Annotated in this window: 15 protein-coding genes and 1 pseudogene; 13 read left to right on the top strand and 3 right to left on the bottom strand. The window is 64.5% G+C overall.

Annotation, left to right across the window (positions count from 1 at the left end; translation table 11 throughout):
* Together H9532_RS08720 and H9532_RS08715 are read left to right on the top strand one after the other, a co-directional pair.
* Nucleotides 1–1,454, top strand: a pseudogene (locus H9532_RS08720) (hypothetical protein); the annotation flags it as partial.
* Nucleotides 1,455–1,494: 40 nt separating this feature from the next.
* Complete coding sequence (locus tag H9532_RS08715) at nucleotides 1,495–2,289, top strand: P44/Msp2 family outer membrane protein (RefSeq protein WP_296367436.1); 795 nt, start codon at nucleotides 1,495–1,497, stop codon at nucleotides 2,287–2,289.
* A gap of 13 nt (nucleotides 2,290–2,302) precedes the next feature.
* Here the strand turns inward: H9532_RS08715 and H9532_RS08710 are convergent, their stop codons facing one another.
* Nucleotides 2,303–3,079, bottom strand: coding sequence for a hypothetical protein (locus H9532_RS08710; protein ID WP_296367435.1), 777 nt, complete (start codon nucleotides 3,077–3,079; stop codon nucleotides 2,303–2,305).
* A gap of 174 nt (nucleotides 3,080–3,253) precedes the next feature.
* Between H9532_RS08710 and H9532_RS08705 the strand changes: the two genes are divergently transcribed.
* The 10 genes from H9532_RS08705 (at nucleotide 3,254) to H9532_RS08660 (ending at nucleotide 11,148) form a co-directional block, all read left to right on the top strand.
* Nucleotides 3,254–4,060 carry a fatty acid desaturase gene (locus tag H9532_RS08705; RefSeq protein ID WP_296367469.1) on the top strand — a complete coding sequence of 269 codons (807 nt, stop codon included), beginning with the start codon at nucleotides 3,254–3,256 and terminating at the stop codon, nucleotides 4,058–4,060.
* A 43-nt stretch (nucleotides 4,061–4,103) separates the two neighbouring features.
* Nucleotides 4,104–4,562, top strand: coding sequence for a 50S ribosomal protein L9 (gene rplI / locus H9532_RS08700; RefSeq protein WP_296367431.1), 459 nt, complete (start codon nucleotides 4,104–4,106; stop codon nucleotides 4,560–4,562).
* Between the two features lie 130 nt (nucleotides 4,563–4,692).
* Nucleotides 4,693–6,111 (top strand): replicative DNA helicase, encoded by a 1,419-nt coding sequence (gene dnaB / locus H9532_RS08695; protein WP_296367429.1) that lies wholly within the window; start codon nucleotides 4,693–4,695, stop codon nucleotides 6,109–6,111.
* A gap of 13 nt (nucleotides 6,112–6,124) precedes the next feature.
* A complete protein-coding gene (locus H9532_RS08690) occupies nucleotides 6,125–6,316 on the top strand; it encodes a hypothetical protein (RefSeq protein WP_296367427.1) in 192 nt (63 codons plus the stop codon).
* 70 nt (nucleotides 6,317–6,386) lie between these two features.
* Complete coding sequence (locus H9532_RS08685) at nucleotides 6,387–6,638, top strand: ribbon-helix-helix domain-containing protein (protein WP_296367425.1); 252 nt, start codon at nucleotides 6,387–6,389, stop codon at nucleotides 6,636–6,638.
* Nucleotides 6,639–6,643: 5 nt separating this feature from the next.
* Complete coding sequence (locus H9532_RS08680; protein ID WP_296367423.1) at nucleotides 6,644–7,072, top strand: PIN domain-containing protein; 429 nt, start codon at nucleotides 6,644–6,646, stop codon at nucleotides 7,070–7,072.
* Between the two features lie 26 nt (nucleotides 7,073–7,098).
* Nucleotides 7,099–9,030, top strand: a complete 1,932-nt coding sequence (gene mnmG, locus H9532_RS08675; RefSeq protein WP_296367421.1) for a tRNA uridine-5-carboxymethylaminomethyl(34) synthesis enzyme MnmG — start codon at nucleotides 7,099–7,101, stop codon at nucleotides 9,028–9,030.
* Nucleotides 9,031–9,109: 79 nt separating this feature from the next.
* A complete protein-coding gene (locus H9532_RS08670; protein WP_296367420.1) occupies nucleotides 9,110–9,895 on the top strand; it encodes a hypothetical protein in 786 nt (261 codons plus the stop codon).
* A gap of 29 nt (nucleotides 9,896–9,924) precedes the next feature.
* The gene (locus H9532_RS08665) at nucleotides 9,925–10,527 is read left to right on the top strand and encodes a chorismate lyase (RefSeq protein WP_296367418.1); all 603 of its coding nucleotides are present in this window, start codon (nucleotides 9,925–9,927) and stop codon (nucleotides 10,525–10,527) included.
* A gap of 96 nt (nucleotides 10,528–10,623) precedes the next feature.
* Nucleotides 10,624–11,148, top strand: a complete 525-nt coding sequence (locus H9532_RS08660) for a hypothetical protein (RefSeq protein ID WP_296367416.1) — start codon at nucleotides 10,624–10,626, stop codon at nucleotides 11,146–11,148.
* Here H9532_RS08660 and H9532_RS08655 read toward each other — a convergent pair.
* Nucleotides 11,100–11,669: an RNA helicase gene (locus H9532_RS08655; protein ID WP_296367413.1), complete on the bottom strand. Its 570-nt coding sequence runs from the start codon at nucleotides 11,667–11,669 to the stop codon at nucleotides 11,100–11,102. The genes H9532_RS08660 and H9532_RS08655 overlap by 49 nt on opposite strands.
* 142 nt (nucleotides 11,670–11,811) lie before the next feature.
* Nucleotides 11,812–12,357 (bottom strand): SprT family zinc-dependent metalloprotease, encoded by a 546-nt coding sequence (locus H9532_RS08650; RefSeq protein WP_296367467.1) that lies wholly within the window; start codon nucleotides 12,355–12,357, stop codon nucleotides 11,812–11,814.
* A gap of 119 nt (nucleotides 12,358–12,476) precedes the next feature.
* Between H9532_RS08650 and H9532_RS08645 the strand changes: the two genes are divergently transcribed.
* The gene (locus tag H9532_RS08645) at nucleotides 12,477–12,896 is read left to right on the top strand and encodes a hypothetical protein (RefSeq protein WP_296367411.1); all 420 of its coding nucleotides are present in this window, start codon (nucleotides 12,477–12,479) and stop codon (nucleotides 12,894–12,896) included.
* Nucleotides 12,897–12,908 lie beyond the last annotated feature (12 nt).

Below are 12,908 nucleotides of genomic sequence, written 5' to 3'. Positions count from 1 at the left end.
TTGATGACGGCCAAGGAGCAATCACCAATCCGATTGATGACAAAACCACGAATGACCCCGGCAAGAATCTGCGCAAGTCCAGACGCGACGATGATCGACCGATTGACGTCACCGGTGGCAACTACAACGAAGCCTCTCCTCGCGCAGTCTTCACTATTGATGCCAATCCTGGTCAACTTCTAACCTTTGACGTCCGTGATAACGCCGACGGCAACAACCAGCCCACTGGCGATAACGAAGCTGATCGCCCTCAAGGCGACAGTCTCAACAACGCTCCCCTCTACTACTCGCTAGATGGTGGCGATAATTGGGCTCTCTACGACGGCACTCCCGTTGTCGCTGGCAACCTGCCTGTCCTCGTCGCCGCTGACATCTCTGGTGAACACGATGATGTCTTTGAAGGCGAAGAGCAATTCCAACTCGTTGTCAACCCAGGCAAGCCCAACGAGTCCTCCGCTTTCGTCTCTCTCTTTGATGACGGCCAAGGAGCAATCACCAATCCGATTGATGACAAAACCACGAATGAACCCGGCAAAAACCTAAAGGATGCCACAAAAGACATTGATACACCTTTCTACCTCGACACAGACTCACTCACCATAGGAGACAGGGTAACCGCCAACAACTTCCCATCTACTTACATCATAGCCTCGCCGAACCAAAGCAATTCATTCAAGCTAATTAGTGTCGACGGGTCAGCACTGCGCAAAGGATTGCATTACAGCGCAAGGGAGATTAGCATCGACCCCAGCAAGTCGGTATATGCCGTTGACCTGATAGATGCCCGCACTGACGAAGAAGGCAATCAACCCTACGGCAACTATTACCAAGGCAAAAAGACACGCAATACCACATCAACTTCGGATGGCACGTATACGATCTTGCTGAACGACGTCGCCGCCGGTTCACTCGAGATCAAAACGTCCAAGTTGGGCCAGCAAGAGCGTATTGCTTGCCTTGCTGGGCTTGATGAGCGGGGGGACTTCAAGTCACTTCTTTATGGGCACCGAATCGAGAGCATCCACGGCACAAATGGAGATGATTCAATCATTGGCGATGAAATCAGGGACAGAATCGATGGTCGCCGTGGGAGCGACCTAATCAACGGATTTGGCGATCGCCTCGACAGCCCGAGCCTGAAGCTCAATCCCCATCGCAATCAGCGTGATGTGCTGACCGGTGGTAACGGCCACGACTATTTCCAGTTGGGCGACATTGCGGGCAGCTACTACGTCGGGAATAGGTATAAAGACTATGCACGCATCACCGACTTCCAAGACGGAGATCGCCTCTTGCTCAGTGGCAGCCCAGCGGGCTACTCCCACAAGCAAGTCCGCATTGATGGCCAGACCGGCCTGGGCATCTATCAAGGCACCGACTTAGTCGCCTTGTTACAAGGCAAGGCCGCCCAGTCGATTGCCCTCAACAACACCGATCAGGTGTTATTCATCTGACCAAACCCCGCTTAGAATCCACTCAAACATCAACCTAAACATGATTCCGTTCTTGCTCGCCATGGCACTCGAGCCCGTGCCAACGGCTCAAATGCCAAAGATTGCACAAGCCCCTACCAACGAACAACAGACCGAAACTTCTTCCACGTATCCCTACGCCAGCATCAAAGTTGGCGCCGGCTTTCCTTGGAATTATGATGGTAGTTTTGATGTCCCGGGAAGCTCAGTTGATACCTCCCTCAAACTAAATGGAGGCTTCACCGGGGAACTGGCCCTTGGTTATAAGTTCAATCAAGCCCGTGCCGAGTTGGCTGTTGGCTATGGCAACTATGGCGTCAACAACCAAACCTTCAGCTCAAACCGCTACGGCTCATTCACTAGTTCGAGCAATGGCTCAATGAACCTCACAACGGTGATGGTCAACGGCTATTACGACTTCCCCATCACCAACAAAGACGGTTCGCGCTCTCGCTGGAGCCCCTACATCGGGGCCGGCGTTGGCTATGCCAACTTGAACGTTCCGAGCTGCAGCGCTGACAGTTGCTTCAGCGGTGGCAGCACCGGCGGGTTTGCCTATCAAGGCAATGTGGGTCTCTCTTATCGCGTTAGCGATCGCGGCCAAGCCTTTGTGGAAACCGGTTATCTCGGATCCACCAGCGGCACGATCGACGACGTGAGTTTCGGCAACTTCAGTAGCTGGCGTGTGTTTCTTGGCTGGCGTCAGGGCTTTGGAGGTTCCCCAAGGGCCACGACCGCCGCAGCTCCTGCACCAGAGGTGCAGCCCGATCCAGCCCCGCAACCCACAAACGAGCCTGCCGTTCGCGGCCTCTGGTAGTGAGCTTCTGCGGCTATCGCAGCAGCACCTGGCGAATCGCCTCCGCTAAGTCCACCCCCTCACCCTCCTGGCCCGGTTGCTCCAGCAGCCGGGCCTTTTGGCGCAGCAGCTCCAGAAACTGATCGGCGCTGAGCTCCTCCTTCTGGGTGGCACCCAGCGCCGCCAGGGTGAGGCGCAATTCGTTCAGCTCCGCATCCAACTCCTCAGCGCTGAAGTCGCGCTGGCCGGCCATCACCTCGGCGAAACGCTCGCGGCGCTGCCGTTTCTCCACTGGGTACGCCGCCATCACAGGCTCGCGGCATAGCCGCCAGGGCCGGCCGGCTGTGAACAACTCCGCCAGGGCAGCGCTCAAGCCCGCCGCTTCGGCCGCCTGGATGCGCAGATCGAAGCCGGCGGGCAAGGCTCGCAGTCCCACGAAAATCTCGAACAGCTGGGCTGGGCCCAGGGCCGAACCGTCATCAGCCAGGAGTGGCAGGGCCGAAGCCTGCAGGGCAGAGAGCAGCTCCGGCTGATCAGCCAGCGGCTCGGCCCAGTCACCCGCGAAGCCTTGAGCAGCAGCCTCCGCCAGCAGCTGGTTGATCCGCCCCAGCGCCACAAACAGCTCCGGCCCGGGGGAGGCGAGCTTGCGGTTGCGCAGGTTGGAGAGCTGCGAGTTGTGCACCCGGCCGAGATCAAGAGCATCCGCCAGCGCCGGCAACACCCGCTGGCTCCAACCGTTGCGCTCATGCCACACCTTGATCAGATGACCGAACGCATCACGACCCGCTTCGAGTTCGCTTCGATAATCCATCTGATACGGATCCGTACTGCTACCATTTTATCGGACACATCCGGAGGGCCCATGACCGCCACCATCACCAGCCCCGGCGGCGTGCAGCATCTGCACCGCCCGCGTGGCGCGCACCACGGCATCACCCCACTCACCCCTGAACCCCAGGGGCGCGACTGGGCCGTGATCCTGTTCATGGCCGCCCTCCACGTGCTCGCTCTGGTGGCCCTGCTGCCCCAGTTCTGGAGCCTCACCGCCATCGGCACCCTGGCGGTTCTCTATTGGGTCACGGCCTGTCTGGGGGTGACCATCGGATACCACCGCCTGCTCAGCCACCGCGCCTTCCGAGTGCCCCGCTGGCTGGAGCGCTTCTTCGCCACCTGCGGCGCCCTCAGCTGCCAGCACGGCCCGATCGACTGGGTGGGCCTGCACCGCCATCACCACAAGTTTTCCGATACGGATCCGGATCACCACAACAGCCACCGCGGCTTCTGGTGGAGCCACATGGGCTGGATGTTCCGTCCGATCCCTGCCAAGGGAGCCATCCCGCGCCTCACGGGCGATCTGGCCACCGATCCCTATTACCACTGGCTGAACAACAATTTCCTGCTGCTGCAGCTGCCCCTGGCCGGTCTGCTCTTCTGGCTCGGCACCATCACCGGAGCCGGCGGCTGGGCCCTGGTGCTCTGGGGCATTCCCCTACGCCTGGTGCTCGTGTATCACGCCACCTGGCTGGTGAACTCCGCCACCCACCGCTGGGGCTATGTGCTGCACGACAGCGGTGATGGCTCCCGCAACAACCCCTGGGTAGCAGCCGTGACCTTCGGCGAGGGCTGGCACAACACCCACCACGCCTACCCCCACTCCGCCCGCCACGGCTGGGGCCGCCACGAACCCGATCTCACCTGGCTGCACATCCGCGCCATGCAACGCCTCGGCCTGGCCACCCAGGTGCGCCTGCCCGCGCCGCTCAGCCAAAGTGCTGAGGCACCTGTGGCGTAGGCTGACCCATCGCCCATCCGTTGATCGTTAGCTCGTAGATCCCATGGCCAAGCGCGTTTCCGTGGTCCTCAGCGAGGACGTCCTCAGCCTGGGTAAGGACGGCGATCTGGTGGAAGTAGCCCCTGGCTACGCCCGCAACTTCCTGCTGCCCCAGGGCAAGGCTGTGCCCCTTACCCCCGCCGTGATGCGTCAGGTGGAGCACCGCCGCGCCAAGGAAGCCGAGCGTCAAGCCGCCCTCAAGGCTGAGGCCGTGGCCTTCCGCACCGCCCTCGACACCATCGGTCGCTTCACCGTGAAGAAGCAAACCGGCGGCGACGACGTGCTGTTCGGCACCGTGACCAATGGCGATGTGGCCGAGGCCATCGAAGCCGCCACCAAGAAGGAAGTGGATCGCCGCGACATCATCGTTCCCGAAATCCACCGCACCGGCACCTACAAGGTGCAGGTGAAGCTGCACAGCGAAGTGACCGCTGAAATCAACCTGGAAGTGGTGAGCCACTGATCCAGTCCACCAAGCAAGCAATTGCGCCCCGCATTCCTCGCGGGACAATGGTGATCCCCTTTGCCGTCAGGCCCTACAGGGTCTGGCGGTTTTTTGTTCCATACCACCCCTCTTCGGCAGCACCCCGGCCATGGTGAGCGTTCCCCTCAGCAACCTCGATCCCGAGGAGGGTCAGGGCCGCCGGCCGGGCTCACGGGGGCGGCCCCGCGACGAGGCCAGCTTCGAGGCGATGCCGGATGGCGTGCCGCCGCAAAACCTCGAAGCCGAGGAAGCGGTGCTGGGCGGCATCCTGCTGGATCCCGACGCCATCGGCCGGGTGGCGGATGTGCTGCAGCCCGAGGCCTTCTATCTCACGGCCCACCGCGAGATCTATCGCACAGCCCTGATGCTGCACGGCCAGGGAAAACCCACCGACCTCACCGCCATGACCGCCTGGCTGGCGGATACCGGTGCCCTGGAGAAGGTTGGCGGCAGCGGCCGGCTGGTGGAGCTCGTGGAGCGCACCCTTTCCACCGCCTCGATCGACCAGGTGGCGCGCCTGGTGATGGACAAGTTCCTCCGCCGCCAGCTGATCCGCTCGGGCAACGAGGTGATCCAGCTGGGCTTCGATCAGAGCAAGCCGATGGAGCAGGTGCTCGATGAGGCGGAGCAGAAGATCTTCGCGATCAGCCAGGAGAAGCCGAGTGTCGGCCTCACCCCCACCGCCGAGATCCTCACCGCCACCTTCAACGAGATCGAGAGCCGCTCGTTAGGCACCGCCGTGGCGGGCATCCCGGTGAACTTCTACGACCTTGATGCGATGACCCAGGGCCTGCAGCGCAGCGACCTGATCATCATTGCCGGCCGCCCTGCCATGGGCAAAACCGCGATCACGCTCAACCTGGCCAAGAACGTGGCTCAGCTCCACCAGCTGCCGGTGTGCGTGTTCTCCCTGGAGATGAGCAAAGAGCAGCTCACCTACCGCCTGCTGGCCATGGAGGTGGGGATCGAAAGCGGCCGCCTGCGCACGGGACGGCTGCAACCGGAGGAATGGCCGCTGCTCGGCCAGGGCATCAGCACCCTTGGCCAGATGCCGATCTACATCGACGACAAACCCAACGCCGGTGTGCTCGAGATGCGCTCGCTCTGCCGGCGCCTGATGGCCGAATCCGGCAAAGAGCTGGGGCTGGTGGTGATCGACTACCTGCAGCTGATGGAAGGCGGCGGCTCCGACAACCGCGTGCAGGAGCTCTCACGCATCACCCGCGGCCTCAAGCAGATGGCCCGCGAACTCAACGTGCCGGTGATTGCCCTCTCCCAGCTCAGCCGGGGCGTGGAGGCCCGCACCAACAAGCGGCCGATGCTCTCCGACCTGCGGGAATCGGGCTCGATCGAGCAGGACGCCGACCTGGTGCTGATGATCTACCGCGACGAGTACTACAACCCCGATACCCCTGATCGCGGCATCACCGAAATCATCGTGACCAAGCACCGCAACGGCCCGGTGGGCACGGTGAAGCTGCTGTTTGAGCCGCAGTTCACCCGCTTCCGCAATCTGGCGGCGCTTTAACCCGAGACGGGAGATGGACGAATCAAGCATCACAGTCCGATTGCCGCTGGGGCAGGCGGTGAACGAAGCGCTCAGACGGTTACAACGGCAGTTGCTCTGTGAACGGCAACAGCTGCAACAACGGATCGATCGCGAACTGGCCGCAGGGGAAGAGCTGGTGAGCCAGGCCAACCTGAGCTGCTGGACTGATCTGAGCGACGACTGACACAGAGCGGCTGAGCCGACCAGTCGCATTACAGTGAGGTCAATCCGTAATACGCCCACCTTTTCGAGCCATGGCGCTCACGGTCCGGCTTGATCCCGAAACCCAGCACTGCCTGGATGAGCTAGTAGCCGACACCGGCCAGGACAAAAGCGCACTGGTGCGCGAACTGATTCGCCAACGCTGGCAGCAGCTCCAGAGCGCTCCCTCGATCACCGAACGGATCGGCGGCCACCCCAGCCACTTCCTCAACACCCTGCCCAAGGGCGGAGCCGAGCGGCCGCTGCGGCGCCGGTTACTGATGGAACGCCTCGCCAGGAAATAGAAGCCATGAGGCGAATCCTGGTGGATTCAGGCGTGCTGCTGAGCTACTACCAGGAGCGCGAGCCCCTGCATGAGGCGGTCGTGGCGTTCTTCGATCAGACCGCCGCTCAGCTGATCACCTCGCCGATCTGCGTGGCCGAAGTGCTCTGGCTGCTGGGCGACCCCGGGGATGCCAGGGTTTTGACCGCTCAGAACCACTTGCTGCGCGCCGTGAGTGGCGGCGGCATTGCATCCACTCCTCTGCTATCCGAGGACTACGCCCGGGTGGCGGAGCTGAACGAGCGCTACGCCGACCTGCCCGGCGATTTTGCTGATCTCACGCTGATCTGCCTGTCCGAGCGGTTGGACATCGCTGAGATCCTGACGCTCGACAGCGACTTCGAGATCTACCGACGCTTCCGCCGCGAACCCTTCCAGCGCGTCGCGCTCGGCTGATCCCCACGAGCATTAAGAATCAGCTCATGCCGTTTTCAACCCCGCCCACCGAGCACTTCGACGTGATCGTCGTGGGGGGGGGCCATGCTGGCTGTGAGGCGGCGATCACGGCGGCGCGGCTGGGCTGCTCCACAGCTCTCTTTTCGCTCAACCTCGACCGGATCGCCTGGCAACCCTGCAACCCCGCTGTGGGCGGTCCGGCCAAGAGCCAACTGGTGCATGAGGTGGACGCCCTCGGCGGCGTGATCGGCCGCCTGGCCGATGCCACCGCCCTGCAGAAGCGCATCCTCAACGCCAGCCGCGGCCCGGCTGTGTGGGCCCTGCGCGCCCAGACCGACAAGCGCCAATATGCCCGCCAGATGCTGCAGCTGCTGCAGCACACCCCCAACCTGGCCCTGCGCGAGGCGATGGTGACGGGCCTCGAGCTGGAGGGAACGCCCGGCGATGACGCCCGCATCGCCGGCGTGCGCACCTACTTCGGCAGCACTTACAGCGCCAGCGCCGTGATCCTCACCGCCGGCACCTTCCTGGGCGGCCAGATCTGGGTGGGCAACCAATCGATGAGTGCTGGGCGCGCCGGTGAACAGGCCGCCGAAGGCCTCACCGAAGCCCTCGAAGCTCTGGGCTTCCAGATGGGGCGCCTCAAAACCGGCACCCCCGCCCGGGTGGATCGGCGCAGCATCGCCCTCGATCAACTGGAGGAACAACCCAGCGATGCCCACGAGCGCTACTTCTCCTTCGACCCCGCCAGCTGGGTGAGCGGCGAGCCGATGAGCTGCCACATCACCCGCACCACCGCGGCCACCCACCAGCTGATCCGCGACAACCTGCACCTCACGCCGATCTACGGCGGCTTCATCGACAGCAAAGGCCCGCGCTATTGCCCCTCGATCGAAGACAAGATCGTGCGCTTCGCCGACAAAGAGTCGCACCAAATCTTCCTGGAGCCGGAGGGGCGCGACACCCCGGAGATCTACGTGCAGGGCTTCTCCACCGGCCTGCCGGAGCGGCTGCAGCTGGAGCTGCTGCGCACTCTGCCCGGCCTGGAGCAGTGCGTGATGCTGCGCCCCGCCTACGCCGTGGACTACGACTACCTGCCCGCCACCCAGCTCAGGCCATCGCTGGAAACCAAGCGGGTGCAGGGGCTGTATTCCGCCGGCCAGCTCAACGGCACCACCGGCTATGAGGAAGCCGCGGCTCAGGGTTTGGTGGCGGGCCTCAACGCGGTGCGCCAGCTGCGCGGCCAGGAGCCGGTGCACTTCCCCCGGGAAGGCAGCTACATCGGCACGATGATCGACGACCTGATCACCAAAGACCTACGGGAGCCCTACCGGGTGCTCACCAGCCGCAGCGAATACCGGCTGGTGCTGCGGGGCGACAACGCCGACCGGCGGCTCACGCCCCTGGGCCGTGAGCTCGGCCTGATCGACGATCGCCGCTGGGAGATCTACACCCGCAAACAGGAGGCGATTGCCGCTGAAACCCAGCGCCTCGAAACGGTGCGGCTCAAGGTGAGCGATCCAGCTGCCGACGCCGTGGTGGCGCAGACGGGCGCCGCGATCAAGGGCTCGATCACCCTGGCGGACCTGCTGCGCCGTCCCGGATTCCACAGTGCCGATCTGGTGCGCCATGGCCTGGCCGCTGCCGACTTACCGATCGACGTGCGCGAGGGCGCCGAGATCGACATCAAATACAGCGGCTACCTGGCCCGCCAGCAGCAACAGATCGATCAGGTGAAGAAGCAGGAGCACAAAGCGATTCCCGCAGGCATCGATTACGCCGCCATCGGCACCCTCTCGCGCGAAGCCCGCGAGAAGCTCGCCGCGGTGCAACCGGTGAATCTCGGGCAAGCCTCGCGGGTACCGGGGGTGAGCCCCGCCGATGTGACCGCTCTGATGCTGTGGCTGGAGCTGGAAGCGCGGCGCCAGAAGCTCGTCAACAGCGGCCAGGATCGATAAGGTGCGGCTCACAGCTCAACGCGTCACCCTGTCCTGACGCTGCGATTCCGGACTGCTTGTACAGATCCAACCCAAAGCCTTGAGCCCGTCTCGTCCCACCCACACCTCACGGGCCTACTGGGAGCTCAAGGCGGAGCAGGTGATGGATCGGGTGTTTGAGAACGCCGGCCGCACCAGTACAGCTCCCCTCCATAGCCAGCGCAGCGCGCCCACTCAGCCACAGCCACCCAGCGCGGTAGAGCAGGAGCCGATCGAGGTGGAGGTGCGCGAAGCGCGCTGGCGCTGGCCAGGGCAGCAACTGCGGCCCTGGCAACTGGCCGCGACCGCCTTTGCCGGCTTCGTCCTGCTGGGGAGCATGGGGCTCTGGTACGGCTGGAGCGAAGCCCGCAACGACCTGCGCCAGGAGCGCAATCTGCGCCTGCTGGAAGGCATCCGCAGCCTCGAGAGCGCACCCACCATCACGGATGCAGCGGCGCCCAACCCCACCGGCGACGGCCTGCCGCCTCCACCGCCGAGCGAACCCTGGATTGAGGAACTCGGCCAGCTGGAAGGGGGATCTCCCACCGCCGTAGCGCCGCTGCAGGTTCCCCTCAACGGCACCCTGCAGGCACCAGCACCTCCGGCCACGGCCAGTGCTGCAGCACCCGCCAGCGCCGCTGCGGCAACACCCGAACTCCTAGGGGTGGTGCAGATCCCGGGCAAACCAGGCTCCGCGATCTTCCAGCTCGGCGGCAGCTCCACCAATGCGCTGGTGGGCGAAATGATCGGCGGCAGCGGCTGGAAGCTGGTGTCCACCAGCGGCGATAGCGCCGTGATCGAACGCGGTGGAGCCAGCCGCCGCGTCAGCATCAGCAGTGGTTTCTAGGGGGCCGGCGGGTCCTCAACCCTGCGCCGATGCCCCCCTCTGAGCTCTGGCCGTCCCCGATTCCGTTATGGCAGGCAGCCCCTGAGGCCGTCGCCGCTGGGCTGTGCGGCGAGCGCGAAGGGGATCCCAGCGTGCTGAGCGGCCCCTGGCGGCTGCTGCTCCTGGGGGACGGCAGCCCCACCCGTCACCTCCAATCACTCACCGGTGTGGCGGTGGACGTGGAGGTGATTGCCATGGAGGCTGATGCCGACCTCGCCCATGAGGCCCCAAAGGAAGTGAGCGAGCTGGATCTGCCCTTGCTCCGCCGCCAGGTGTGGCTGCGCTGCGGCGACAAGACCCTGGCCTGGGCGGAGAGCTGGTGGAACCAGGCTGAAGCCGAGCGCCACCTTCAGGAACGCAACCAGCCGATCTGGCGAAGCCTCACCGCCAAACGGGCCGAGCTCTATCGCGAAGTGGATGGCCTGGCACTTGTGGAGGCTCCGGCGCTCGTGGCGGGCTTCGGCCGCCCAGGGCCCTACTGGAGCCGCCACTACCGCTTTTTCCGGGGAGGGCGCGAACTCACCGTGATCCGCGAGGTGTTCTCACCGGAACTCGAGCGTTGGCTGGGGCCAGCGCAACACACACCTTCATAACGTTTCCCAACAAAGGCTACGAGTGGCTACAAAAACAACTTGACAGGTTGCGCGGGTATGTGATCCACCGAGCATGGGTTTACTTCTCAAGGACCCATGCTTCATCTGATCCGCGGCAGCCAGCCGCCGCCATCGGCGGCAAGCGAACCCCAATGGCTGTCCCTCACCGACCTGGGGCGCATCTACGGCATCTCAGCTGTGCATTGCGGACGCCTGCTCAGCGAAGCGGGCCTGCGCGATGCGAGCGGCCAACCCAGCCGCCATGCCTTGCGCAGCGGTTGTGCCATCCGGGGCCATCAACCCCATGCCCATGGACCCACGCAGTGGCATCGCAGCCATTGCCAGGCCGTGTTCCAACGGGCGGGGCTCGAGCCCATCGAGCGCACCACCCTGGTGCAGCAATGGGCCGAGTTGCTCAGCGCCCTCACCGAAGGCTCACCCTCGATCAGCACCAGCGCCGCTGACATGGCCGCAGACCTGCCCGGTGAGCTAGTGGAACCGGTGAACGCGGAACTGCGCCACATCGGCTGCAGCTTTCAAGTGGCCGAGCGCGGCCACGCCCGCCATCACCATCAGCCGGAACGGCGGCGCGACGAGCGCGGCACAGCACGGCTGCTCTGAACCCGCGGTGCGGGCTCGACGGGCTGATCAAAGGAAGCCCCAACACCCGAATCGCGGCGCTGCCAGCGGCTGACGCTGAAGCTGTCGTCATCCGGCCAGCCCTCCCCGTCAACCGCCGCGGACGCGCGTTCGAGCACTGGTTCGGGGCGGGCAGGCTGCCGGCGGGAGATCGCCTGGAGCGGTTCGCGCCGCGTCGGACGCGGTTGCGATTTGGATGACGGCCTGGGCTGGGGCTGTTCCCAGGATTCACGCCAGCCCTCCTCGTCTTCCAAGAGCCAATCGAGCTTGTCTTCCACCCAGCGGCCGAGGTGGTCGAGCTTCAGACCGCTGGCGCGCCCCCCCGGCCGTGAGCCGGGCCGTGCACCGGAGACGCCATCCACCAGCTGCCGGCCGGCGGAAACCCACTGATCGAGGCGCTGCTCAAGGCGCGGTTCGTTGCGGGGCTCAACCCGGCGGGCGCCACGGCGCTCGGTGCGGTCATCGGGGCGCTCATCACGCCAGTCGTTGTAGGCATCCACCATCACGCCAGGCTAGAGGCGCCGCCCGGGGCGATCAGCGCTGCAACCGGCGGGCCCGCAGCCAGCGCTCCCGCGCCAGCCCAACCAAGGCGATGGTCACCCCGCTCCACTGCAGTGCCCACAACGCGGTGCCCATGGCGGCAACCTAGGCGGCCGTTGGCGTGAACACCAGCTGGCAGCTGGCATGCCAGCGACCACCGTGGAAGCGCTCGCAGCACAAGCGGCAGGCCACACCAGGCCGACGGCGGCGATAGGGCGAGGTCAATCCGCAGCTGGGGCACGACGCCAACCAACGGGCCGGTTCGCTGGGCACCGGGAAGCGGTGGCGCACGCTCACCTCAAACGTCTGTTGCGCAGCGTTGATCGCCGCCATCCGCGCCCGGAAATGGGTGCCATGCACCTCATCGGCCCGCACCACCCGGTGCACCCAGGCGTGAATCATTTCGTGGCAGAGGGTGCTGAGGGTGGCCTCCTGGGGCAAGGGCTCCAGCAGCGGCCGCGACAGCACGATCTCGCTGATGGGCCGGCCCTGGCGGTCATGCCCGAAGCGGTACAACCCGGCACTGCGGCGCATGCGGCCGTCACTCCAGCGCACGTTCACCAGAGCCTGGCCATCGGGGCTGGCCAGCGATCCCTCGAAATGCTCGCGGTTCAGGCGATGAAACAGCGGCAGCAGCGGAACAAGGGGCACGCTCAGGGCTGACTGCAGCAGGGGCAGTTTGGCTGACACCTGCGGTTGGTGCTGTTACCCGCACCACTGCAGCCGTTGGCTGGTCCTGCAGAATCACCCCCACTCCTTTCCGCGCGCCCATGGACGGACAACTGGTGCAATCGATCGGCACCAAGGCCCTGCTGGCCGGCGCCGGCACGCTGCTCCTCTACTGGACGATCAACGCCGTGAAGCTGGTGTTGAACGCGCGCGGGATCAATCCGGTGATCAAGCAGTTCTTCACCCAGGTGGCCTCCGGCCGGGTGGATGCCGCCTATCTGCTCACCACCAAGAACTACCGCTCGCATGTGAACCGGCAACAGTTCATCCGCTTCCTGGCCGGGCTGCAACTGAACAAATACCGCAACCTCAAGTCGGGCCGTCCGCGCATTCAGGAAGACCAGATCACCCTCACGGTGAAGCTCAAGGCCGACAACAATGATGAGCTACCCCTCGATTTCACCTTTGTGAAGGTGGAGGAGGACTGGAAGGTGGACCGCATCCAGAAGGCCGCTGCCTGATCCATCAGCATC

The organism is Vulcanococcus sp. Clear-D1 (assembly GCF_014654725.1).
GTDB lineage: Bacteria > Cyanobacteriota > Cyanobacteriia > PCC-6307 > Cyanobiaceae > Vulcanococcus.
Note: the sequence above shows the minus strand (reverse complement) of the source record. Positions and strands in the feature narration are given on the sequence as shown.

Bases quoted from the DNA above. Each gene is read 5' to 3' on its own strand.
- H9532_RS08680 (WP_296367423.1), top strand. From the start codon at position 6,644: ATGAGGCGAATCCTGGTGGATTCAGGCGTGCTGCTGAGCTACTACCAG.
- H9532_RS08685 (WP_296367425.1), top strand. From the start codon at position 6,387: ATGGCGCTCACGGTCCGGCTTGATCCCGAAACCCAGCACTGCCTGGAT.
- dnaB (WP_296367429.1), top strand. From the start codon at position 4,693: ATGGTGAGCGTTCCCCTCAGCAACCTCGATCCCGAGGAGGGTCAGGGC.
- H9532_RS08710 (WP_296367435.1), bottom strand. From the start codon at position 3,079: ATGGATTATCGAAGCGAACTCGAAGCGGGTCGTGATGCGTTCGGTCAT.
- H9532_RS08665 (WP_296367418.1), top strand. From the start codon at position 9,925: ATGCCCCCCTCTGAGCTCTGGCCGTCCCCGATTCCGTTATGGCAGGCA.
- H9532_RS08715 (WP_296367436.1), top strand. From the start codon at position 1,495: ATGATTCCGTTCTTGCTCGCCATGGCACTCGAGCCCGTGCCAACGGCT.
- H9532_RS08705 (WP_296367469.1), top strand. From the start codon at position 3,254: ATGGCCGCCCTCCACGTGCTCGCTCTGGTGGCCCTGCTGCCCCAGTTC.
- mnmG (WP_296367421.1), top strand. From the start codon at position 7,099: ATGCCGTTTTCAACCCCGCCCACCGAGCACTTCGACGTGATCGTCGTG.
- rplI (WP_296367431.1), top strand. From the start codon at position 4,104: ATGGCCAAGCGCGTTTCCGTGGTCCTCAGCGAGGACGTCCTCAGCCTG.
- H9532_RS08655 (WP_296367413.1), bottom strand. From the start codon at position 11,669: ATGGTGGATGCCTACAACGACTGGCGTGATGAGCGCCCCGATGACCGC.
- H9532_RS08690 (WP_296367427.1), top strand. From the start codon at position 6,125: ATGGACGAATCAAGCATCACAGTCCGATTGCCGCTGGGGCAGGCGGTG.
- H9532_RS08645 (WP_296367411.1), top strand. From the start codon at position 12,477: ATGGACGGACAACTGGTGCAATCGATCGGCACCAAGGCCCTGCTGGCC.
- H9532_RS08660 (WP_296367416.1), top strand. From the start codon at position 10,624: ATGCTTCATCTGATCCGCGGCAGCCAGCCGCCGCCATCGGCGGCAAGC.